This window comes from Streptomyces sp. NBC_01216, from assembly GCF_035994945.1.
Classification (GTDB): domain Bacteria; phylum Actinomycetota; class Actinomycetes; order Streptomycetales; family Streptomycetaceae; genus Streptomyces.
Genome location: NZ_CP108677.1, coordinates 2,248,009 through 2,270,330 on the forward strand (window position 1 = coordinate 2,248,009; position 22,322 = coordinate 2,270,330).

Below are 22,322 nucleotides of genomic sequence, written 5' to 3' on the forward strand. Positions count from 1 at the left end.
GCTCAGCCGCCGATGGGCCGGCGCATCTCGGCGCGTACCGCGGCCGTCTGACGGGCGAGGGCGGCCAGGTCGATCTTCTCCGGGGCGGTGGTGGCCGACTCGGCGGTGACGACGGCGACGAAGGAGGCGGTGTTGTCGTCGCCCCAGGCGCACATGGGCAGGGTGCCGCCACCCGTGGCGTCCTTGGCGCGCGTCACCTGGCAGGTGACGACCACGTCCGCGCCGGCCGGGCTGAAGTCCCGGGGCGGGACGACGAGAGTGGACCGCTTGTCGACGGCGCCCTTGAGGATGGCGGCACGGGTGACCTCGGGATGCTTGATCCGCCCGGAGAAACCGGAGACCACGAGCACGGCGCTCTCCTCGCCCGTGTACTGGGCGATGGCCGCCTTCGCGTCCTTCACGGTGGGATCGTAGGTCTCCTCGACCTCCTTGCCCTCGGTGCCGGACATGTCCTGGGTCAGCTTGAACTCGCCGTCCAGCAGGGTCTCGGTCACCACCAGCCGGTGCGTGGCCTCGGGAAAGGACCCGGTGACCCCGGCACCGGAGAGGAGCAGGCTGCCGGCGTAGCCGAGGGCGCCGACCACGGCCACCGAGCCGACGACGATGGCCACGACGGCTCCCGTCGGCATCTTCTTCTTCGGGGGCGGTCCCGTCGGCGGCTGCCCCCAGGCCCCCTGACCCGGCGGCGGCCCCAACGGCGGTTGTCCCGGGTACGGGTGCGGGTATCCCGGCTGGGCGGGCGGGCCGTAGGGGCCGGGCTGCTGCGGGGGCACCGCCGGTCCGGTGTACGGGTTGTACGACTGCGGCCGGGGTTCGGGCTGCGGAGGCGGCATGGTCATGACGGGCACGCTACGTCACCGCCGCGAGCGCCCGGGTCGCGGGTGGGGCTCGGGGCGGGGGTGGGGCTCCGGCGTCTTCGCGGGGTACGGAGGTCCGGCCCGGTCTACGTGTCGGCCGCGCCCCGGCCGATGGTCTCCGTGACCTCGCGCACCCGCTCCCGCTCCTCCGCCGCGAAGCGCTCCCGGTCCAGCCGCTCCGCGATCTCCTCGTCCTGGGTCATCAGCAGGTCCAGGTTCGAGTCCCCGAGGTCGAAGACGCCCATGTCGAGGTAGGCCCGCTGGAGTCGCGGTCCCCACAGGCCGATGTCCTTGACGCACGGGACGATCCGGCTGAAGAGCAGCTTGCGGAACAGGTGCAGGAACTCGCTCCGCTCGCTCAGCTCCTCGGCCTCCTTCCTCGGGATGCCGAAGTTCTCCAGGACCTCGACCCCGCGCAGCCGGTCCCGCATGAGGTGACAGCCCTCGATCACGAACTCCTCGCGTTCGCGGAGTTCGGCGTCCGACAACTGCCGGTAGTAGTCACGCAGCGCCATCCGGCCGAAGGCGACGTGCCGGGCCTCGTCCTGCATCACATAGGCCAGGATCTGCTTCGGCAGCGGCTTGTCCGTCGTGTCGCGGATCATGCCGAAGGCGGCGAGCGCGAGGCCCTCGATCAGCACCTGCATGCCGAGGTAGGGCATGTCCCAGCGGGAGTCCCGGAGGGTGTCGCCGAGCAGGCCCCGGAGATGGTCGTTGACCGGGTACAGCATGCCGATCTTCTCGTGCAGGAAGCGTCCGTAGACCTCCGCGTGCCGGGCCTCGTCCATCGCCTGCGTCGCGGAGTAGAACTTGGCGTCGAGGTCCGGCACGGACTCGACGATCCGGGCCGCGCAGATCATCGCCCCCTGCTCGCCGTGCAGGAACTGGCTGAACTGCCAGGCCGCGTAGTGCTTGCGCAACTCCCCCTTGTCCCGTTCCGTCATGCGGGCCCAGTGACGCGTGCCGTGGAGGGTCAGCACCTCGTCCGGGGTGCCCAGCGGGTCGCGGGGGTCGACCTCCAGGTGCCAGTCGACACGTGTGGCGCCGTCCCACTGCTTGTCCTTGCCCTTCTGGTAGAGCGCGAGCAGGCGGTCACGGCCGTCGGCGTACTCCCAGCCGAAGCGGGCCGAACCGGTCGCCGGCACCGTCCAGACGGGGTCTTCCGGGGCGCTCGTGTAAAGGCCGTACGTCGACACTGACGACTCCTTCGTTCGAACGGAGGGGGTTCTGTCCGGCAGGCTGACACCTTGGTAGACACACAGTCAACAAGTCGCGCACAAGGGATTGACGAGCTTGCTGACGAGTAGTCTCATACGGGGTGACCGCCGGTGATGACTTCCCGTCACACGACCGCGAGCCCACAGCGAGGTGCTCTCCCGCCATGACCGCCTTGACCGCACAGGACCTCAGCCTCCTCCGGGACGCCCTCGGTCCCCTCCGCGACCGGGAACAGGTCGCGGAACGGCTCCTCGAGTCCTCCCGCAAGCACTCCTTCGATCCCGACACCGAACTCGACTGGGAGGCGCCCCCCGAGGACGGCAAGTGGTTCTGGCCGCCGGAGCTGGTCTCCCTGTACGACACCCCGCTCTGGAGGCGGATGTCGGAGGAACAGCGGATGGACCTCGCCCGGCACGAGGCGGCCTCGCTCGCCTCGCTGGGCATCTGGTTCGAGATCATCCTCATGCAGCTGCTCGTCCGGCACATCTACGACAAGTCCGTGACCAGCAAGCACGTGCGCTACGCGCTCACGGAGATAGCGGACGAGTGCCGGCACTCCATGATGTTCGCCCGGATGATCGAGAAGGGCGGCACACCCAGCTATCCCGTGCCGAGGATCTACCACAACCTCGCCCGCGTCCTGAAGACCGTCTCGACGACGCCCGGGTCCTTCGCCTCCACCCTCCTCGGCGAAGAGATCCTCGACTGGATGCAGCGGCTGACCTTCCCCGACGAGCGGGTGCAGACGCTGGTGCGCGGGGTGACCCGCATCCACGTGGTCGAGGAGGCCCGGCACGTCCGGTACGCCCGCGAGGAACTGCGCCGCCAGATGGTGACCGCACCCCGCTGGGAGCAGGAGTTCACCCGGCTGAGCTGCGGGGAGGCCGCGCGCGTCTTCTCCGTCTGCTTCGTGAACCCCCGGGTGTACGAGAACGTCGGCCTGGACCGGCGGGAGGCGGTCGCCCAGGTCCGGGCGAGCGGCCACCGCCGTGAGGTCATGCAGTCGGGCGCGAGGCGCCTGACGGACTTCCTCGACGACATCGGCGTCCTGCGCGGGCCGGGGCGGCGGCTGTGGAAGTCCTCGGGACTCCTGGCCTGAGCGCCCGCCGGGCGGCCCGTGTCACGCCACCCGGCGGGCACCGGGGACCGCCTCGCGGAGTTACGCTGCGGGCATGACCAGGAGCCCCGTCCCGCCCGCGTCCCCCGCGTCGCCCGCCCCGGCGCCGCCGGGACCCGCGTATCGCCGGCTGAGCGTCGAGGAGCGCAGGACCCAGCTCCTCGGCGCCGCCCTCACACTCTTCGCGCACCGCGCGCCGGATGAGGTCTCCCTCGACGACGTCGCGGAGGCGGCGGGCGTCTCCCGGCCGCTCGTCTACCGCTACTTCCCCGGCGGCAAGCAGCAGCTGTACGAAGCGGCCCTGCGCTCCTCCGCCGACGCGCTGGAGCACTGCTTCACCGAGCCGCCCGCCGGCCCGCCGACCGAGCGCCTGGCCCGGGTACTGGACCGCTATCTGGCCTTCGTCGACCAGCACGACACCGGGTTCAGCGCACTGCTGCGCGGCGGGTGCGTCGCCGAGACCTCCCGGACCACCGCGATCGTCGACGAGGTGCGACGGGCCGCGGCGGAACAGATCCTCGTCCACCTGAGCGTCGCGCGGCCCGGAGCCCGGCTGCGCATGATGGTCCGGACGTGGATCGCCGCCGTCGAGGCCGCCTCGCTGATCTGGCTCGACGAGGAGAAGCAGCCGCCGGCGGACGAGCTGCGGGACTGGCTGGTCGACCACCTCGTCGCCCTGCTCGCCGCGACCGCCGCGACCGACGCGGAGACGGCGGAGGTGGTCGGACGCCTCCTGACGCTGGAGTCTCCCGAGGGCCCGGTGGGGTCGCTGGCCCGAAGAGTGACCCCCGTGGTGAGCGAGGCCGCACACCTCATATGAGACTGGTGGGGTGAGAAGCGAGAACACCCCCTTTCGCGGCGGCCCCCTGGACGGCCGGGTCCTGCCCGTCCTGACCGGTCCGACCGGACATCCGCCCAAGTGGTACGAAGTGCCCGTCCCGGACGGCGACGGCGGCCCGCCGACCCTGTACGCGTACCGCCGCGAGCCGGCCGGGCACACCAAGCGGCTCGGGCTCCCCCGCGGCTGGGTCTACGAGTACGACCCCGGGGGGCGCCCCAAGCCGAAGTGGCCGTGGTCCAAGCCGCAGCCCGGACCGGGCTCCGGGCAGGGAGCCCAGCCGGACGAGTGAGCCCGTTGCGCCATCTCGCCCTCTCGTCGGGTTGTCCGACGATGACACCCCGCATCATCTCGATGGAGGTGATGACGTGTCAGGAACGCTGCTGCGCACGGTCTGCACGGGGATGCTCGCGACGACGGCCCTGTCGGGGGTCCTGACCGGGACGGGGCCGGCTTCGGCCGGCACCGCCGCGACGACCACCGTCGACGCCGAGGACCTGCCGCCTTCCGGCGGGGACTCCGTGGCCACCCTGCTCACCCGGCTCCAGACGCTCTACCGGCAGGCCGAGGAGGCCACGGAGAGCTTCAACGCCGCCGAGGAGGCCCTGAAGGCCCAGACCGCCGACACCCGCAGGATCAGCGCCGCCCTCACGGCCGCGCGCCGGGCGCTGTCCCAGGGGCACGACGCGGCAGGACGGATGGCCCGGCAGCAGTACCAGGGACGTTCGGAGCTCTCCTCCTACCTGGAGCTGCTGCTCACCCGCGATCCCCAGCACGCCATGGACCAGGGCCGTCTGATGGCCCGTGCGGCACGCGAGCGGGCCACCGCCCTCACCAGGCTCGAGGAGGCGGAGAGGACGGCGGACGCGCTCGCGAGCGCCTCCCGCAAGGCCCTGGACCGGCAGCAGACCCTGGCCGAGCAGCAGCGGCTGCGGCGGAACGAGGTGCGGACCAGACTCGCGGAGGTCGAGCGGCTGCTGGCGACGCTCTCCGCGGACCAGCTGGCGGGCCTGGCCGAGCGGGAGCGGGCACAGACGGCCGGTGCCCAGCGCGAACTGCTCGGCTCCGGAGTCCTGGACGGCACCCGGACACCGTCGGCGGAGGGCGGCGAGGCACTGCGCTTCGCGGTCCGCCAGATCGGCAAGCCGTACCTGTGGGGCGCCGAGGGCCCGGAGGCGTACGACTGCTCGGGGCTCACCTCCCGGGCGTGGGCGAGCGCCGGCCGGGACATCCCCAGGACGAGCCAGGAGCAGTGGCGGACGCTGCCGAAGGTGCCGTTGAGTGAACTGCGGCCCGGGGACCTGGTCGTGTACTTCCCCGGAGCCACGCACGTGGCGCTCTATCTCGGGGGCGGCCTCGTCGTCCAGGCGCCGCGCCCGGGTGCCCGGGTCAAGGTCTCGCCGATCGCGGCGAACCCCCCGCTCGGCGCGGTCCGGCCGGACCCGTCGGGCGTCCCGCTCCCGGCGTTCACCCCGCCCGTGCTCCCGGCGGGTGCCACTGAGGGCTCCGACGAGGGCTTCGGCGGGCCCTGAGGACGTCCGGCCGCCCAGAGGGCCGCCTGCCGTTCGGAGGCCCACACCGAGACGGCGGGGTGGCTGTCGCCCCGGCGCGGGCGGTGCGCGGTGGGCGGTGCGCGGTCAGGCGCCGGAGACGGAGGCCAGATACGCCGTCGTCTTCTCGGGGTCGAAGAAGAAGTTCTCGAAGTCCGCCGGGTCGTCGAAGCCGTTCGCGAAGCGGTCCGCGACCGGCTGGAGCCCGCCCGCCGCGCCGATCAGCCCGAGGACGTGCTCGGGCGGGACACCCAGCATGGCGTTCGTCCACTTCGTGACGTGCCGCGCGGTGTCCCAGTAGCGGTCGAACGTGGCCTGCATCCAGCTCTCGTCGAAGGGCTTCTCACCGTTCTCGACGATGGCGGCGAGGTACGCGGCGGCGCACTTGGCGGCGGAGTTGGAGCCCTGGCCGGTGATCGGGTCGTTGGCCACGACCACGTCCGCGACGCCCAGGACCAGCCCGCCGCCGGGCAGGCGGCCGATCGGGGTGCGGACGGTCGGGGCGTAGCGCCCGGCCAGGGTGGCGTTGGCGTCGGTCAGTTCGACCTTGGTGGCACGGGAGTACTCCCACGGCGTGAACCGCTCCATCAGCTCCAGCGTCAGCGCCAGGTGCTCGGAGGGGTCCTTGACGCCCCGGAAGACGTCGAGCGGGCCGCCGGGGACACCCTCCCAGAAGAGGATGTCCGCCCGGCCGCTGATCGTCAGGGTCGGCATCACGAACAGCTCGCCGACGCCCGGGACGAGGTTGCAGCGCACCGCGTCGAAGTCCGGGTGCTCGGGGCGCGGTCCGAGACCGTGGACGTAGGCGACGGCCAGGGCGCGCTGCGGCTCGCTGAACGGGGAGCGGGCGGCGTCCCGGCCGAACATGGAGACCAGTTCGCCCTTGCCGGCCGCGATGAGCACCAGGTCGTAGCCGCGGGCGAAGTAGTCCAGGTCGGAGACGGCGGCGCCGTGTATCACGAGCTGACCGCCGCGCTGGGCGAAGGTCTCCATCCAGCCGGCCATCTTCACGCGCTGGTCGACGGACTGGGCGAATCCGTCGAGCCTGCCGACCCAGTCGACGGCCCGCGTGGAGTCGGGTGCGGCCACGGACACTCCGAGCCCCTCGATCCGCGGGGCCTGGGACTCCCAGAAGTCGATGCCGAGGTCGCGCTCGTGCTGGAGCGCGGTGTCGAACATGCACTGCGTGGACATGACCCGGCCGGACCGGATCTCGTCCGCCGTGCGGTTGGACATGAGGGTGACCTCGTACCCCTGCGACTGGAGTCCGAGGGCGAGCTGAAGACCGGACTGGCCGGCTCCGACGATGAGTATCTTCCGCATGGCGGCGTTCCTTACGGGTTATTCAGGGGTGGCTTCGAGCGCGTGGGAGACCATCGCGAGCAGGGACTCGACCACGCTGTACCGCTTGCGCGCGTCCATGATCACGACGGGTACGTGCGGGGGCACCGTCAGGGCCTCGCGGACGTCCTCGGCCTCGAACAGTTCGGTCCCCTCGAAGTGGTTCACGGCGACGATGTAGGGCAGCCCGCAGCTCTCGAAGTAGTCGAGGGCCGGGAAGCAGTCCGTCAGCCGCCGGGTGTCGGCCAGCACGATGGCCCCGATCGCCCCGCGCACCAGGTCGTCCCACATGAACCAGAAGCGCTGCTGTCCCGGTGTGCCGAAGACGTAGAGCACCAGGTCGTCGTCCAGGGTGACGCGGCCGAAGTCCATCGCCACCGTGGTGGTCAGTTTGTCGGGCGTCGCGGAGAGGTCGTCGGTCTCCTCGCTCGCCTGGGTCATCAGCGCCTCGGTCTGGAGCGGGGTGATCTCCGAGACGGCGCGGACGAAGGTGGTCTTGCCGACGCCGAAGCCGCCCGCCACGACGACCTTGGTCGCGATCGGGGCCCGGGTGTGGTCGAGCTGCCAGTCCTGGGAGCCCTCCTCGGCGGCCGGTTCCGGGCGGCCGGCATCGGGCTGGGCGGGTATCCCGGCGGTGGCCGGTGTTTCGGAGTCGGCGAGGACGTCAGAGACGGCGGAGTCCACTCAGCACCCTTTCGAGGAGCGCGCGGTCGGGCCGGCCGGTGCCGTGGCCGGTCCCGTACACACGGATCTTTCCCTGGTCTGCGAGGTCGCTCAGGAGGACCCGGACGACCCCCAGCGGCATCTTCAGGAGCGCCGAGATCTCCGCGACGGTACGCATCCGGCGGCAGATCTCGACGATGGCCCGCATCTCGGGCATGAGGCCGCGGGCGAGCCCGCCGTCCGTGAGCGCCCTGCGCTCGGGCGCCGCGTCGAGAGCGGCCACGAAGGTCTCGACGAGCAGGACGTGTCCGAAGCGGGTCCGGCCGCCGGTGACCGAGTACGGGCGGACCCGCGCGGGGCGCCGGGCCTCCCCACGGACCGGCAGCTTGTGCGCGTGGTACGCGGACGGCACGGACGTCACTGGGTGCTCTCCATCGATTTGCGCAGCTCACTGCGGAGTTCGGGGGTGAGTACGTGTCCGGCGCGGCCGACGAAGAGCGCCATGTGGTAGGCGACGACGCTCATGTCGCAGTCGGGTGTGGCGTGGACCCCGAGCAGCGAGCCGTCACTGATCGACATGACGAAGACGCTGCCCTCCTCCATGGCCACCATGGTCTGTTTGACGCCGCCGCCGTCCATCAGCCGGGCGGCGCCGATGGTCAGGCTGCCGATGCCGGAGACGATGGTCGCCAGGTCGGCGCTGGAGCCCCGGGGACCGCCGGGGCGCTCTCCCGGGGTGGCGGCGGGGCCCTGCGGGGTCGGGTCGGACGAGAGCAGCAGCAGCCCGTCGGACGAGACCACGGCGACGGAGCGGACCCCTGGCACCTCCTCGACGAGATTGCCCAGCAGCCAGTGCAGGTTGCGGGCTTCCGTGCTCAGTCCGAATGTTCCGGTCGCAGTCAACTGCGTGCCTCCTCGACGGTGTCCCCCGTCTTCTCCTCGGTACGTGCCGGCTGTGCGTCTTCGTGGGGGTCGGGCCGGACCCCGGTCAGGATCTCGGCCTCCACGTCCCGGCGGCCCTTCTCGGCACCCTGCTGGAATCCGCCGAGCCGTCTGCGAAGGACCTCGGCGTCGACGCCGCCCGTGCGGGGGGCGACAGGGGCGTCGGCCTGACGGACTATCTGCGGGGTCCGCTTCGGCAGGCCCTTGTCCGTGAGTCGCTGGGTCTGCCGCGCGGGCTGCGGCTCTTCGCCGATCCGCTCGTGGCCGTCGGGCTCGGCGGGCGGGTCGGGGAGCCGGACTTGAAGGGTCGTCTCGGCGACGGACTCGGTGGCTGCCGTGGCCTCGGGCTCCACCGGCGACACGCGCGCGGAAGCGGCCCCCGGCGCGGGCTCGGGCTCCGCGGGGGGCTCGGGCACCGGCGCGGGTCGGGCCTCGTCCGTGAACGGCGCGGCCTCCACCGGGACGTCCGGCACGTCCGCGGCTTCCGGGGCGGTCCGCGGGGCCGGGGGCGTTTCCGCGGCGGCGAGGGCGTGCTCCGCGGCCTCGACGAGCGGGTCCCTCACCCGGGACGGAAGCGCGTTCGAGTTCGCCTCGGCGACCGATCCCGGCAGGTTCAGGACGGGCGCGGCGCCACCGACCTGGACGGTCGGCGGGACGGTGGTCGGCGGGACCGTCGGCAGCAGGGCCGGCGGCAGCACGACCACGGCAGCGATACCGCCCTGCTTCTGCTCCCTCAGCTCCACGCGTACGCCGTGGCGGGCCGCGAGGAGGCCGGCGACCCGGAGGCCCAGGCCCTCCCCCTCGGTGTCGCCGGGGTCGGCCGCGGTGAGCCGGGCGTTGAGCTCGGCGAGCCGGGAGGCGGTCATGCCGATGCCCTCGTCCTGCACGGACAGCATCACCTCGCCGGACTCCAGGAGCCAGCCGGAGAGCTGGACCTGGGCGTCGGGCGGCGAGAACGAGGCGGCGTTCTCCAGGAGTTCGGCCACCAGATGGCTGAGGTCGTCCGCGGCGAAGCCGGCGACCTGCGCGTGCGGTGGCAGGGACTGGATGGCGACCCGCTCGTACCGCTCGATCTCGCTGACCGCGGCGCGCAGGACGTCGACCAGCGCGACCGGACCCGCGTGACCGTGGACGTGTTCGTGACCGGCGAGGACCAGGAGGTTCTCGCTGTGGCGGCGCATGACGGTCGCCATGTGGTCGAGCTTGAAGAGGGTGGCGAGCCGGTCAGGATCCTGTTCGCGCTCCTCCAGCTTCTCGATGACGCCGAGCTGGCGCTCGACCAGGCCGAGGCTGCGCAGGGAGAGGTTGACGAAGGTGTGCTGGACGCTGCGCCGGAGCCGTTCGAGTTCGGTGGCGAGCCGGGCGGTCCGTTCCCGGAGTTCGGCGCGCTCCTCGGCGAGCCCGCTGACGGCGGAGTCCCGGGCGCCGGCCAGGTCGGCGCGCTCGCTGTCGAGCCGGTCGGCGCGCCGGGCGAGCGCGACCAGCTTGCCCTGCAGCGTGTTGAGTGACCGTACGACCTGGGCGAACTCGTCGTTGCGGCCGGTGAAGCGGACCGGTTCCTCGGACTCCGGGGTGGCCGAGAGGCGGGCGGCGCCGAGGCGCAGCACGGCGAGCGGCCGGGTGAGGGTCCGGGCCACGAAGGTGGAGATGCCGACCGCGAGCAGCAGACAGCCGCCGAGGAAGGCGATCCGCACTTCGAGGTCGGTGACGTCGTCGTCCCGGAGCTGGGCGAGCCGTTCCACCTGCTGGGTGGCGAGGGCGGACTGGACACCGCGCATCTGCTCGATGCGTGCGGAGAGCGCGGCGTCCAGCTTCTCCGGGTCGGTCTTGAGCTCGGAGGCGCTCAGCTCGGGCTGGTCGGTGAGGCGGGCCAGGTAGCGCTCGGCGTTCTTGACGTCCGGGCCGGTGACGGTGGCGGCGAGGGAGTCGCGGGCGGGCGTGGCGGCGGCCTGGTCGAAGTCGGCGAGGGCGGCCTGTTCGCGGACCCGGGACTGCTGGGCGGCGGCGGTGAGGGCGTTGCGGACCCGCTCGGCCTCGGCGGAGCCCTCGGGCTCGATCGGCACGTAGGTGCCGGTGATCGGGTCGTAGCGGGTACCGGTGGGCTCGGGCCGGGGGACGGCGAGGGACGCCAGGAGCAGCCCGCGGCCGGCCGACGCCTGCTCGACGGCGCGGGCGAGGGCCGCGGGGGCGCGGGTCGCCGAGGCGGCGCGGGCGGGGGTCTTCTCGGCGAGCTCGTCGCCGAGGACCTGGAGCTTGGCGATGACGTCCGAGTACGCCTTGTGGGCCTCCAGCGCGGTGCCCTTGCCGGTGAGGGCGGCGCGGCGGAGGGAGGTCAGTCCGGCCAGGTCGCGGCGGAGTTCGTCGGGGGCGACGGGGCGGATCTCGTCGATCTGGCGGTCGACGCGGGCCGAGCGGGAGGCGGTGATCCGCCGCTTCTCCTCGTCGTCGCCGTCCTGTTCCTCCCGGCCGGCGGCGACGTAGGCGACGACCTCGTCGCGCTCGTCCGCGAGCGAGTGCGCGAGGGTGACGGCCTGACGGTCCAGTTCGGCGAGGGTGACCAGCCGCTGGGAGTCGGTCAGCTCGCCGGAGGCGGTGAGGACGGCGGGGGCTCCGGCGGCGAGGACGGTGACACCGACGAGGGCGACGCCCGCCACCAGGCGGTTGCGGACCCGCTTGGGGCGTCCCGCGGGGACGGCGCCGACGACCGCGGCGTCCTCACCCGTGGTCGGTGTGTCAGCAGGGGTCCGGCTCGGCGTGCCGTTCTTGGTCCGAGGCCGCTTCTTCTGCACCGGTGCTCGCATTCTCGACTCGTCCGCCCATGAAGCAGAGGTGACGACCGGTCATCACTGCAGAGCGCCCCCACCCCTGGTACGGCTCACGACCATTCCAGCGCTTCCGGTAGGGGGGCGTGCATCGACCGCTCCGCCACCCGAACGAGTGAACAACACTCACGAGTTGGCGAACAACTCCCCGCCGGGGCGGCCGGGGGCCGTCTCGGGGTGCCGGTTGGATCTTCCACGCGGGCTTTGGCAGGATGCCCGCCCGCAGCTTCTCGGAAGCCGCGGTTCCGTGCCCTGTCCGGGCGTCGCCGGGGGAACACCGGCCGGAATCCGGTGTTGGGAGGCACTGTGAAGAAGTGGTGCGGGCCGGGCAGACTGACGATCATGCGCACTGAAGTGGTCACTCTGCCCGGCAGTCCCGGTCGGCCCAACGAGGACTGGGCCGGAACAGCTCTGCCCGTCGTCGGCGGAGGCGGCGCGGTCGTGGTGCTGGACGGGGTGACGCCACCTGCGGACGGGGGCGGTTGTGCGCACGGCGTCCCCTGGTTCACGGCCCGCCTCGGCGGCGCTTTGACCGAACTGTGCGCTTCGCGGCCGGACGTGACGCTGATCGGAATCCTGTCCCTCGCAATCCGGCTCACCGCGGACGCCCACCGGGAAACCTGTGACCTTTCTCACGCGCGGACGCCTCAGGCGACCGTCGCCCTGGCCCGCTGGGGCGCGGCCGGGGTGGAGCACCTGGTCCTGTCCGACGCGGCACTCCTCCTGGAGGCGCCGGACGGAGCGGTACGCCCGGTACTCGACGGCCGTCTCGGCCGGGTCCCGCCCGAGATCCTGCGCTCGCCGGAGGCGACGGACCGGCTGCGCAACCAGGAGGGCGGCTTCTTCACCGCCGCGGCGGACCCGGCCGTCGCGGAGCGCGCGGTGTCCGGGACGACTCCCCGCTCGGGGGTGCGGGCGCTCGCCGCGCTGACGGACGGGGCCACCCGCTGGGTGGAGACGTTCGGGGAGGGCGACTGGACGGACTGCTTCGGGGTGCTGCGGCGGGAGGGTGCCGACGGGCTGATCCGGCGGGTCCGGGCGCGGGAGGCCGCGGACGCGGCGGCGGGCACCGCCCGGCGCGGGAAGCTCCACGACGACGCGACGGCCGTGTACGCGGTCCTGTAGGCGGCGGCCCCGGGGCGCTCCGGGCAGGGGCGGGGCGGCACGGGTGATCGGCGGCGTCCCGGGAGCGGTCCGGGCGATCGAGGGCCCCGGAGCACCACGGGGCGGCCCGGGGCGTCGCGGTGCGCCGGTTCAGCCCTCCGCCCGGTCGTTCAGCTGGTGGAGCAGGCGGGCCAGTTCGGCGACCTCGCCGCGGTCCCAGTCGGCCAGCTTGCGCACGTACCGGCCCCGCCGGGCGTCACGGACGTGGCGGAACCGGTCCCTCCCTTCCTCCGTCAGCCGGACCAGAGAGGCCCGCCCGTCGGCCGGGTCCGGGTCCCGGGCGACGAGGCCGAGGTCTTCCAGGGCGCGCAGCTGGCGGCTCATGGTCGCCTTGCCGACGCCGAAGTACCCGGCCAGATCGGTGGCGCGCTGAGGCCCGGTGTCGTCGAGCCGCACGAAGAGACCGTAGGCGGCGGGCTCCAGTCCGGGGTGGACCTCGCGGGCCATCTCGCCCGACTGCGCGCGGGCGCGCCGCAGGAAGACGGCAAGCTCGCGCTCCAGGGCGAGGAACTCCTGGTCCACATCGAATCCGGAGGCGATCTTGTCCTCGTTCCCCTTGCCGCTTCCGTGCACGTCAGCTGCCCCCTCGCGCGGGTTTCCCGTCGCTGAAAGTTTCTTCCCGCCACGGCCGTCGCCGCAGCTCCTCCAGTATTTCGCAGGCGGAGAGCAGCAGCAGCACCCGGACCCCCTTCCGCCGGAAGGGCCCCTCCGCGGCCCCACGAGGGACGCCGGGAACCCCGGCCCCCGGCAGATCCCGGACTCCGGCTCCGCCCGCCTGGACACGGGCCCCTCCGGCGCGGCGCGCGGTTCGACGGCGACCTCTCCCGGGCGCACCCGGGAGACTTCCCATGATTCCCCGCCGCCAGACCCTTGCTCATTGGTATGGACCAATGCCACCCTCTGGGCAGTGCGTGCGGCTTTCAACTTCCGTGCGCCGTCCGGTCGTTGCTCGGTCCGTACTCCCCCACGCACGAGAGAGAGCCCCGCATGACGTCCCTCCGCGCCCGTCGCCCCCGTCGCCTCGCCGCAGCCGGCGCCGTCCTGTCCGCCGCCGCGATCGTTCCCCTGACCCCGTCCGTGGCCGTCGCCCACGGTGCCGTCTTCAACCCGGTGAGCCGGGTGGCCGCCTGCTACGCGGAGGGGCCCGAGTCACCCAAGTCGCAGGTGTGCAAGGACCTCGTGGCCGATTCCGGCACCCAGCCGCTGTACGACTGGAACGAGGTCAACATCGCCAACGCCGCCGGTCAGCACCAGGCGCTGATCCCGGACGGCAAGCTCTGCTCGGCCAACCGCGAGAAGTACCGTGCCCTCGACTGGGCGCGCACCGACTGGCCGTCGACGGCGGTGGCCGCGGGCACCTTCGACTTCAAGGTCCGGGTGACGGCGCCGCACTCGGGCACGATGACGGTCTACCTCACCAAGGAGGGCTTCGACCCCACCCAGCCGCTGAAGTGGTCCGACCTGGACACGACGCCGGTGGCCACCTACGCCACCACGCGCTCCTCGGACAACGGCTACTACGACTTCACCGGGAACCTGCCCTCCCGCACCGGCCGCCACATCGTCTACAAGGTCTGGCAGCGCAACGACAGTCCGGAGGCGTTCTACAGCTGCTCCGACGTCACCTTCGGCGGCCCGGCGGCGGCCGTGGCCAAGGCTCCGACCGAGGCGAAGATCGCGGCCGGAGCCGACCTGTCGACGGTGAGCCACGCCGGCCACGGCGGCGACGAGCAGCCCCCGGCCCTGTCGGCCGAGACCGCCGCCACGCCCACCTCCCCGCTCCCGCCGGCGCTCGCGGGCGCGGGCGGCCTGGCGGCGTTCGCCGTCGGCGGCCTGTTCCTGTCGCGCCGCCGCGCTTCCTGACGACCGCGTCCCGGCGGCGGACGCCACGAGCGGGGTGCCCGCACCGGGCACCCCGCTCGCGCGGCTCACGCCGCCGCGCTCACCGACACCTCCGCCGGGGTCAGCGCGATCTCCAGGACCTGGCGGACGTCCGTCACCGGGTGGACCTCCAGCTTCTCCAGGATCTCGGCGGGGACGTCGTCCAGGTCGGCCTCGTTCCGCTTCGGGATCACGACCGTCGTCACGCCCGCCCGGTGCGCGGCCAGCAGCTTCTGCTTCAGGCCGCCGATCGGCAGCACCCGCCCGGTCAGCGACACCTCGCCGGTCATCGCCACGTCCGTGCGGACCAGCCGGCCGGACAGCAGCGAAGCCAGCGCGGTCGTCATGGTGATGCCCGCGCTCGGCCCGTCCTTGGGGACCGAGCCCGCCGGGAAGTGGATGTGCACGCCCCGGTCCTTCAGACCGGTCACGGGCAGCTCCAGCTCCGCGCCGTGCGAGCGGAGGAAGGAGAGCGCGATCCGCGCGGACTCCTTCATCACGTCACCCAGCTGTCCGGTCAGGGTCAGCCCCGCCGCGCCCGTTTCCGGATCGGCGAGCGACGCCTCCACGAAGAGCACGTCGCCGCCCGCGCCCGTCACGGCCAGACCGGTGGCCACACCGGGAACGGACGTACGGCGTTCGGCCGGGTCCTGAGCCGACTCCGGTACATGGTGCGGCCGCCCGATCAGGGCGCGCAGGTCCTTCGGCGTCAGGGTGAACGGCAGCTCCCGCTCGCCCAGTTCGTGCTGCGCGGCGACCTTCCGCAGCAGCCGGGCCACGGTCCGCTCCAGGGTGCGGACACCCGCCTCCCGGGTGTACTCGCCGGCCAGCTTCCGCAGGACCGCGTCCTCCAGAACGACCTCGCCCGGCTCCAGACCCGCCCGCTCCAGTTGCCGGGGCAGCAGATGGTCGCGGGCGATGACGACCTTCTCGTCCTCCGTGTACCCGTCGAGGCGCACCAGCTCCATCCGGTCGAGCAGCGCCTCCGGAATGGCCTCCAGGACGTTCGCCGTCGCCAGGAAGACGACGTCGGACAGGTCGAGTTCGACCTCCAGGTAGTGGTCCCGGAAGGTGTGGTTCTGCGCCGGGTCCAGGACTTCGAGTAGGGCCGCGGCCGGGTCGCCGCGGAAGTCGGAACCGACCTTGTCGATCTCGTCGAGCAGGACCACCGGATTCATGGACCCGGCCTCCTTGACCGCCCGGACGATCCGGCCGGGCAGCGCGCCCACGTACGTACGCCGGTGCCCGCGGATCTCCGCCTCGTCGCGCACCCCGCCGAGCGCGACCCGCACGAACTTCCTCCCCATCGCGTGCGCGACGGACTCACCCAGGGAGGTCTTGCCGACGCCGGGCGGACCGACCAGCGCGAGGACCGCGCCGCCGCGCCGGCCGCCGACCACGCCGAGGCCCCGCTCGGAACGCCGCTTGCGCACCGCCAGGTACTCGGTGATCCGCTCCTTGACGTCTTCCAGGCCCGCGTGCTCGGCGTCGAGGACCGCCTTGGCGCCCCGGACGTCGTACCGGTCCTCGGTCCGCTCGTTCCAGGGCAGTTCGAGGACGGTGTCGAGCCAGGTGCGGATCCAGGAACCCTCCGGCGACTGGTCGCTGGACCGCTCCAGCTTCGCGACCTCCTTGAGGGCGGCCTCCCGCACCTTCCCGGGCAGGTCGGCGGCCTCCACCCGGGCACGGTAGTCGTCGGACTCGTCGCCCTCGCCGTCGCCGTCCAGCTCGCGCAGTTCCCTGCGCACGGCGTCGAGCTGGCGGCGCAGCAGGAACTCTCGCTGCTGCTTGTCGACACCCTCCTGGACGTCCTTGGCGATGGTCTCGGCGACGTCCTGCTCCGCCAGATGCTCACGCAGCCAGACCGTGGCCAGCCTGAGGCGCGCGACCGGATCGGCCGTCTCCAGCAGCTCCACCTTCTGCTCGACCGTGAGGAACGGCGAGTACCCGGAGTTGTCGGCGAGCGCCGCGACACCGTCGATCTGCTGCACCCGGTCCACGACCTGCCAGGCACCGCGCTTCTTGAGCCAGCTGGTGGCCAGCGCCTTGTACTCCGTGACCAGCTCGGTCACGGCGCCGGGCAGCGGGTCCGGCAGGACCTCCTCGACGACGGCACCCTCGACCCACAGGGCGGCGCCGGGTCCGGTCGTGCCGGCGCCGATCCTCACCCGGTCCCGGCCGCGGATCAGCGCACCGGGATCACCGTCGGACAGCCGCCCGACCTGTTCGACGGTGCCGAGCACACCGGTTCCCGCGTAGGTCCCGTCGACGCGGGGCACCAGCAGCACCCGCGGCTTGCCACCACCCGGCCGGGCGGCGGCCTGGGCGGCCTCCACCGCGGCGCGTACGTCGTTGTCGGACAGGTCGAGCGGCACCACCATGCCGGGCAGCACGACCTCGTCGTCGAGCGGCAGCACGGGCAGGGTCAGCGTCGAGTACTCCGTGGACTCAGGAGCCATGATCTCCCCTTCGGCAGTCAAGTTGAGCTATGCCGACTCAATGCACATGAGCCCAGGAATGTTCCCCGGGGGGCGTTCGCTCTCGGCGATCACCCGGCGGTCGTCCTGTGACGGGGCGGTCCTGTGACGGGGCCGGCCCGCGCCGGCCCGCGCTCCACGAGGCCGTCGTACGCACCGATCCGCGTACCGAGCCGGCGAGGGCACGAGGCAGGTCCGCGGACCCTGGCGCGACGGCCCGTCGGCCTGCCTGTCAGTGCCTGCCCCTAGCATCCGGCCATGAGCATGATCGGAGAGTACGCGCGCCTCACTCCTGCCGAACTCGATCGCGCGGTCCGTGATCCGGACTGGGCGCGGGAGTTCGTCGACGAACTGGTCGAGACGGAGCTGGACGTACACCCCGAGCCGTCCGAAGCGCGCCTCCACGAAGTCGACAAGGCGTGGCACGCGCTCGACTTCCTGCTGCGCCGCGTCGACTTCCCCGTCGACGTCGTTCACGGCGAGGAAGAGATCCTCGGGGCCGAGGACTGGGGGTACGGACCGCCCCGCTTCCTCCGGCCGGAACGCGTGCGCATCGCGGCGAAGGCGCTCTCCGCCACCCCCCACGAAGCCCTGATCGAGGGTGTCCTCCCGGCGGAGCTCGCCGAGGCGGGCGTCTACCCCGCCGTCGTCTGGGAGCGCGGCGAGTCGCTCGACTACGTGACCGGCCACTACCAGGCGCTGGTTCCGTTCCTCCGAGCCGCGGCAGACACCGGGGACGCCCTGCTCATCTGGCTGGACTGACCGCCGGGGAACAGGGCTCACCCTCACGGTCGCACCGAGCTGACGCCCGCCGTTCGGCCGGGGGAAGCCCGGCCGCGCCGGAATCCTCGCCGGATCCGCAACCTCCGGTCGGCTCCGCGGCGTTCATTCCCCGTGACGAGCAGCTATCCCGGGTGCGGGCATTGCACAGAGGGCGGGCACCACCCCCCGGTCGGCCCCGCCGAGGCGACCGGCCCGGAGACGGCGAGCGGCGGAAACCGGGCGGGTGCCACGGGCACGCGGCGCGAGGCGGCCCCGGACCTCGTGCCCGGTGAGGGCCCGGCCCATGCCCCGGGTGCGCCCCGCCCGGCCGCACCCCACGCACCCGGCTCCGCCCCCTCCGCTGCGGACGCCACGGAGGACCCCTGCGACACCCGCCTGGTCCACGCGGTCGCCGACGGGGACAAGGACGCCCTGTCCCTGCTGTTCGCCCGGCACGCCGCCACGCTGTTCGCTCATCTCCTCAACCGCGGCTTCCCGGCACCGACCGTCGAGGACGCGGTGCAGGAGTCCTTTCTCACGGTGTGGAAGAGCGCCTCGGGCTTCCATGAGGGCAGCGTCCCGGCCTGGCTGCGCCGGATCGCGCTCTGCCGGGCCGTCGACCTCGAACGGGCCGCGAGCCGCCATCGCGCCCTCGCGGACCGGGCGCGCGAGCACACCCCCGCCTCGGCCGCCACGGCGCCCTCCGCCGAGGAGTGCCTGCTCGCGTCCTCCCCGCGCTACGCGGCGATCGCCGTCGCCCTGGCCGGCCTCCCCGGGCCGCAGCGCGAGGTGATCGAGCTGCGCTATCTCCGGCACCTCAGCGTCCGCGAGACGGCGGAACGGCTCGCGATACCCGAAGGCACGGTCAAGGCCCGTGCCGCCCGTGGCTGCGCCCGGCTGCGCGAGTGGATCGTGGCCCAGCGTGAGGCGGAGTCCTCAGCCGGCGCGCCGGAGGAGATCGCCCGCGAGGCGCAGCCCTCGCGCCGCCCCCGCGTGCCGCGTCCCCGCCCATGACGGCGATCGGGCTCCGCGGACGGCCCCGACGCCCCGCCCCGCACCCCACTCGCCCCGGGAGCACGACGTCCCCTGCCCGGACCCCGGCCCCGCCGCCCGCCCTCCCCCCGCACCCGAAGGCAGTCCTCGCATGACCGAGCTCTCTCCCCCCGTCCCCCGTCCGGCCCAGGCGTCCGGACCGGCCGGCGACCGGCATCTGCCGGGGCACCGGGTGGCCACGTACGCGCGCGGGGAACTCTCCCGTGAGCTCCTCGTCTCCGCCGAAGCCCACCTGGACTCCTGCCGCGACTGCGCCGAGGCCGTCGGCACGGCCGTACGCGGCGGGCCCTACGGTCCACGACTCGACGCGGTGCACCGCGCCCTGGTCAACCGGATCGGCTGAGGGCATGCTCGGGAGCATGGCGGACAGGAGCGGCGGAGGCGGACGGTACAGGGTGGGCCGATGGGGCGCGGCCGTGGCACTGGTGCCGCTGGTGGCGCTGGCCGGATGTGGGACGGACGGCACCAGCGGACCGTCCGAACCGGGGCGCGGCACCGCGAAGAACAGCGGGGAACCGGCTCCCCGGGAAGTCCTGGTCGACCTGGAGGTCAGCGGTGGCTTCGCCGGTGTCCGGAACCGGCTGGTCGTCCGCTACGACGGCTCGTACACCACCCGTTCCGGCACGAAGCCGCCACGCACCGGCCGGATGGAGCCCGCGGAGGTCGCGGAACTGCGCGCGGCGCTGGAGGACCCGGCGTTCGCCGCGGTGCCCGCCCGGCCGAGCGGGAAGACGGTCTACGACGGCTTCGAGTACGTCATCACGTACGGGTCCCGGGTGGTCGTCGCCACGGACGACGAGCGCCCGCCGGCGCTCCGGCGGGTCTTCGCGGCCCTTCCCGACGGCGGCCCGCCGACCAGCCCCTGACCGGAGGCCCGCCCGCCCCCGTGACCGCCCTCTCCGCGGCCCGCCACCCCCCGCGGTTTGTCCCGGCCGCCGGCCCACGGCGAGGATGGCCGGGTCGTTCCCGCGAGCCGAGAACCGGAGTGAGTGTCACCATGCCGACCCCCGTCACCCTCGACCGCCGCGAAGGCCCCTACGGGGAGGTGGTCCTCCGCCGGCGCGACGAGCATTTCGAGATCATCGCCAACGGCACGTTCCTGATGGACACGTCCGACGGACGCTCCGAGCGGCTGCTGATCGACGCGGCGAGGGACGCCCTCGGCGACCGCCTCGGCCCGTCCGTCCTGATCGGCGGCCTGGGAGTCGGCTTCTCCCTGGCGCACGCCGCCGCCGACCCGCGCTGGGCGCGGATCGTGGTGGCCGAGCGCGAGGAGGCGATCATCGACTGGCACCGGCGGGGGCCGCTGGCCGGGCTCTCCGGGGAGGCGCTCGGCGATCCGCGCTGCGTGATCCTGCACACGGACCTGGTGGAGTACCTCCGCGTCTCGTCCGACACCTACGACGCGCTCTGCCTGGACATCGACAACGGACCGGACTGGACCGTCACCGAGGACAACGAACACCTCTACTCCGCCTCGGGGTTGGCGCACTGCGCGGCCCGGCTCAACCCCGGCGGCGTGCTCGCCGTCTGGTCCGCGCGCCCCTCGGCCGATTTCGAAGAGTCATTGCGGAATGCCGGATTCAGCGAGGTACGGACGGAAGAGATCCCAGTTGCCCGGGGCGTCCCCGACGTGGTGCACCTCGGCATCCGGCCTGCGTAGCCGGGATGCTCCCACTGCCTCTAGGCTGCTGGCCGACCACCAGCGAGCGAGGCGGGGCGATGGAGCAGACACACACCACTCATCACGGTGCGGCGGCCACTCCGGGCGCTCAGCGACGGGTGCTGGTCGTGGAGGACGACACGACGATCGTCGACGCGATCGCCGCCCGACTGCGCGCGGAGGGCTTTCTCGTCCACACCGCGGCCGACGGGCCCGCGGCCGTGGACGCCGCCGAGGCGTGGCAACCCGACCTGATGGTCCTCGACGTGATGCTGCCGGGCTTCGACGGTCTGGAGGTGTGCCGCCGGGTCCAGGCCCGGCGGCCGGTGCCCGTCCTCATGCTCACGGCGCGTGACGACGAGACGGACATGCTCGTGGGCCTGGGCGTCGGCGCGGACGACTACATGACGAAGCCGTTCTCGATGCGCGAGCTGGCGGCGCGCGTCCACGTGCTGCTGCGCCGGGTGGAACGGGCCACGCTGGCCGCGGTGACCCCGCGCAGCGGAATCCTGCGCCTGGGCGACCTGGAGCTCGACCACGCCCAGCGCCGGGTCCGGGTGCGGGGCGAGGACGTCCACCTGACCCCGACCGAGTTCGACCTGCTGGTCTGCCTGGCGAACACCCCGCGGGCGGTCCTCTCCCGCGAACAGCTGCTGGCGGAGGTGTGGGACTGGGCCGACGCGTCCGGTACCCGGACCGTGGACAGCCACGTCAAGGCGCTCCGCAGGAAGATCGGGGCCGAGCGGATCCGCACCGTGCACGGGGTCGGCTACGCCCTGGAGAGCACGCTCTCATGAGCCCACGAGCGCCGCACGCCGGGCACACGGGGCACACCGGAGCGGGGTCCGGCGTCCGTCGGCGCAAGATCGCCATCTCCATCAAGACCAAGCTGGGCGCGCTGGTCGTCGGGGCGGTCCTGCTGACCTCGGGCCTGGCGCTGGTGGCGATCCGGACCTCCACGGAGTTCCGCTACATCACCATCTTCGCGATGATCGCGACCCTGCTGATCACCCAGTTCGTGGCGCAGTCGCTGACGGCACCGCTGGACGAGATGAACGCGGTGGCGGGGTCGATCTCACGCGGGGACTTCGGCCGGCGGGTGCGCGGCGCGGACCGGCGCGACGAGCTGGGCGACCTCGCCTCGACGATCAACCGCATGGCGGACGATCTGGAGGCCGTCGACCGGCACCGCAAGGAGCTGGTCGCCAACGTGTCGCACGAGCTGCGCACCCCCATCGCCGCGCTCCGCGCCGTGCTGGAGAACGTGGTGGACGGGGTCTCCGATGCGGACCCGGAGACCATGCGGACGGCGTTGCAGCAGACCGAGCGGCTCGGCCGGCTGGTGGAGACGCTGCTGGACCTGTCGCGTCTCGACAACGGTGTCACCACCTTGAAGGTGCGGCGTCTGGAGGTGTGGCCGTATTTGTCGGGGGTGCTCCGCGAGGCCAATCTGGCGGCGTCCCAGCGGGGCCTGTCGACCAGTTCGGGGCTGCACAACCGTACGGACGTCCATCTGCACCTGGACGTGTCGCCGCCCGATCTGGCGGCGTACGCGGACGCGGAGCGGCTGCACCAGGTGGTGGCGAACCTCATCGACAACGCGGTGAAGCACTCGCCCTCGCACGGCCGGGTGACGGTGCACGCGCGGCGCGGGCCGTGGCCGGACTCGCTGGAGCTGGAGGTCGAGGACGAGGGCCCCGGCATTCCGGAGGCGCTGCGGCACACGGTCTTCGAGCGGTTCAACCGGGGATCGGTGCCGTCACAGGCCGGTCCGGGCGCCGACGGCGGCACGGGTCTGGGCCTGGCGATCGCCCGCTGGGCGGTGGATCTGCACGGCGGCAGCATCGGAGTGGCCGAATCGTCACGCGGCTGCCGCATACATATCACTCTTCCGGGCAGCATTCCGGCACGGGCTTGACGTAGGGTTCGAACCGGAAGCACACGTTCTGCGTCTACCTGTACAGGACGTGATCA

22 protein-coding genes are annotated in these 22,322 nt (G+C 73.0%); 13 read left to right on the forward strand and 9 right to left on the reverse strand.

Translation table 11 applies throughout. The annotated features are described in order from the left end of the window. Positions 1 to 2: 2 nt before the first annotated feature. Both OG393_RS09370 and OG393_RS09375 read right to left on the reverse strand, forming a co-directional pair. Positions 3 to 839 carry a hypothetical protein gene (locus tag OG393_RS09370; protein ID WP_327374177.1) on the reverse strand — a complete coding sequence of 279 codons (837 nt, stop codon included), beginning with the start codon at positions 837 to 839 and terminating at the stop codon, positions 3 to 5. Positions 840 to 943: 104 nt separating this feature from the next. After that, positions 944 to 2,053: a ferritin-like domain-containing protein gene (locus tag OG393_RS09375; protein WP_327374178.1), complete on the reverse strand. Its 1,110-nt coding sequence runs from the start codon at positions 2,051 to 2,053 to the stop codon at positions 944 to 946. A gap of 185 nt (positions 2,054 to 2,238) precedes the next feature. Between OG393_RS09375 and OG393_RS09380 the strand changes: the two genes are divergently transcribed. The 4 genes from OG393_RS09380 to OG393_RS09395 all read left to right on the forward strand — a co-directional run bounded on the left by OG393_RS09380 (position 2,239) and on the right by OG393_RS09395 (position 5,562). Then, positions 2,239 to 3,174, forward strand: a complete 936-nt coding sequence (locus OG393_RS09380) for an AurF N-oxygenase family protein (protein WP_327374179.1) — start codon at positions 2,239 to 2,241, stop codon at positions 3,172 to 3,174. 73 nt (positions 3,175 to 3,247) lie between these two features. After that, positions 3,248 to 4,012, forward strand: coding sequence for a TetR/AcrR family transcriptional regulator (locus OG393_RS09385; protein ID WP_327374180.1), 765 nt, complete (start codon positions 3,248 to 3,250; stop codon positions 4,010 to 4,012). Between the two features lie 10 nt (positions 4,013 to 4,022). Continuing rightward, entirely contained in the window at positions 4,023 to 4,322 is a 300-nt protein-coding gene (locus OG393_RS09390; RefSeq protein ID WP_327374182.1) for a hypothetical protein, read from the forward strand. A gap of 76 nt (positions 4,323 to 4,398) precedes the next feature. Further along, complete coding sequence (locus OG393_RS09395) at positions 4,399 to 5,562, forward strand: C40 family peptidase (protein ID WP_327374183.1); 1,164 nt, start codon at positions 4,399 to 4,401, stop codon at positions 5,560 to 5,562. Between the two features lie 105 nt (positions 5,563 to 5,667). Here the strand turns inward: OG393_RS09395 and OG393_RS09400 are convergent, their stop codons facing one another. Genes OG393_RS09400 through OG393_RS09420 form a run of 5 tightly spaced genes read right to left on the reverse strand, consistent with a single transcriptional unit; the run spans position 5,668 to position 11,327 of the window. Then, positions 5,668 to 6,903 carry a styrene monooxygenase/indole monooxygenase family protein gene (locus OG393_RS09400; RefSeq protein WP_327374184.1) on the reverse strand — a complete coding sequence of 412 codons (1,236 nt, stop codon included), beginning with the start codon at positions 6,901 to 6,903 and terminating at the stop codon, positions 5,668 to 5,670. Between the two features lie 18 nt (positions 6,904 to 6,921). Next, entirely contained in the window at positions 6,922 to 7,605 is a 684-nt protein-coding gene (locus tag OG393_RS09405; RefSeq protein ID WP_442817281.1) for a GTP-binding protein, read from the reverse strand. After that, positions 7,586 to 8,005: a DUF742 domain-containing protein gene (locus tag OG393_RS09410; RefSeq protein WP_327374185.1), complete on the reverse strand. Its 420-nt coding sequence runs from the start codon at positions 8,003 to 8,005 to the stop codon at positions 7,586 to 7,588. Before OG393_RS09410 ends, OG393_RS09405 begins: the two co-directional genes overlap by 20 nt. Continuing rightward, positions 8,002 to 8,487, reverse strand: coding sequence for a roadblock/LC7 domain-containing protein (locus tag OG393_RS09415; protein ID WP_327374186.1), 486 nt, complete (start codon positions 8,485 to 8,487; stop codon positions 8,002 to 8,004). Before OG393_RS09415 ends, OG393_RS09410 begins: the two co-directional genes overlap by 4 nt. Further along, positions 8,484 to 11,327, reverse strand: a complete 2,844-nt coding sequence (locus OG393_RS09420) for a sensor histidine kinase (protein ID WP_327374187.1) — start codon at positions 11,325 to 11,327, stop codon at positions 8,484 to 8,486. Before OG393_RS09420 ends, OG393_RS09415 begins: the two co-directional genes overlap by 4 nt. Positions 11,328 to 11,690: 363 nt before the next feature. On the opposite strand from OG393_RS09420, the gene OG393_RS09425 reads away from it, so the two are divergent. Further along, positions 11,691 to 12,473 carry a hypothetical protein gene (locus OG393_RS09425; protein WP_327374188.1) on the forward strand — a complete coding sequence of 261 codons (783 nt, stop codon included), beginning with the start codon at positions 11,691 to 11,693 and terminating at the stop codon, positions 12,471 to 12,473. Between the two features lie 129 nt (positions 12,474 to 12,602). Here the strand turns inward: OG393_RS09425 and OG393_RS09430 are convergent, their stop codons facing one another. Beyond that, positions 12,603 to 13,085 (reverse strand): MarR family winged helix-turn-helix transcriptional regulator, encoded by a 483-nt coding sequence (locus OG393_RS09430; RefSeq protein ID WP_327374189.1) that lies wholly within the window; start codon positions 13,083 to 13,085, stop codon positions 12,603 to 12,605. A gap of 414 nt (positions 13,086 to 13,499) precedes the next feature. Here OG393_RS09430 and OG393_RS09435 point away from each other — a divergent pair, with 414 nt between their 5' ends. Further along, a complete protein-coding gene (locus OG393_RS09435; protein WP_327374191.1) occupies positions 13,500 to 14,375 on the forward strand; it encodes a lytic polysaccharide monooxygenase auxiliary activity family 9 protein in 876 nt (291 codons plus the stop codon). 65 nt (positions 14,376 to 14,440) lie between these two features. Here OG393_RS09435 and lon read toward each other — a convergent pair whose 3' ends face one another. After that, a complete protein-coding gene (gene lon, locus OG393_RS09440) occupies positions 14,441 to 16,852 on the reverse strand; it encodes an endopeptidase La (protein ID WP_327374192.1) in 2,412 nt (803 codons plus the stop codon). Between the two features lie 276 nt (positions 16,853 to 17,128). On the opposite strand from lon, the gene OG393_RS09445 reads away from it, so the two are divergent. From OG393_RS09445 to OG393_RS09475, 7 genes are all read left to right on the forward strand, one after another. Continuing rightward, positions 17,129 to 17,632 (forward strand): YfbM family protein, encoded by a 504-nt coding sequence (locus tag OG393_RS09445; protein ID WP_327374193.1) that lies wholly within the window; start codon positions 17,129 to 17,131, stop codon positions 17,630 to 17,632. Between the two features lie 132 nt (positions 17,633 to 17,764). Next, on the forward strand, positions 17,765 to 18,646 hold the full coding sequence (locus OG393_RS09450; RefSeq protein WP_327374194.1) for an RNA polymerase sigma factor: 882 nt from the start codon (positions 17,765 to 17,767) through the stop codon (positions 18,644 to 18,646). A gap of 130 nt (positions 18,647 to 18,776) precedes the next feature. Further along, positions 18,777 to 19,028, forward strand: coding sequence for a zf-HC2 domain-containing protein (locus OG393_RS09455; RefSeq protein WP_327374195.1), 252 nt, complete (start codon positions 18,777 to 18,779; stop codon positions 19,026 to 19,028). Between the two features lie 16 nt (positions 19,029 to 19,044). Continuing rightward, complete coding sequence (locus OG393_RS09460; protein ID WP_327374196.1) at positions 19,045 to 19,551, forward strand: hypothetical protein; 507 nt, start codon at positions 19,045 to 19,047, stop codon at positions 19,549 to 19,551. 131 nt (positions 19,552 to 19,682) lie between these two features. Continuing rightward, a complete protein-coding gene (locus OG393_RS09465) occupies positions 19,683 to 20,348 on the forward strand; it encodes a spermidine synthase (RefSeq protein WP_327374197.1) in 666 nt (221 codons plus the stop codon). Between the two features lie 59 nt (positions 20,349 to 20,407). After that, the gene (locus tag OG393_RS09470; protein ID WP_327374198.1) at positions 20,408 to 21,145 is read left to right on the forward strand and encodes a response regulator transcription factor; all 738 of its coding nucleotides are present in this window, start codon (positions 20,408 to 20,410) and stop codon (positions 21,143 to 21,145) included. Next, positions 21,142 to 22,266, forward strand: coding sequence for a HAMP domain-containing sensor histidine kinase (locus OG393_RS09475; RefSeq protein WP_327374200.1), 1,125 nt, complete (start codon positions 21,142 to 21,144; stop codon positions 22,264 to 22,266). Before OG393_RS09470 ends, OG393_RS09475 begins: the two co-directional genes overlap by 4 nt. Positions 22,267 to 22,322: the final 56 nt, after the last annotated feature.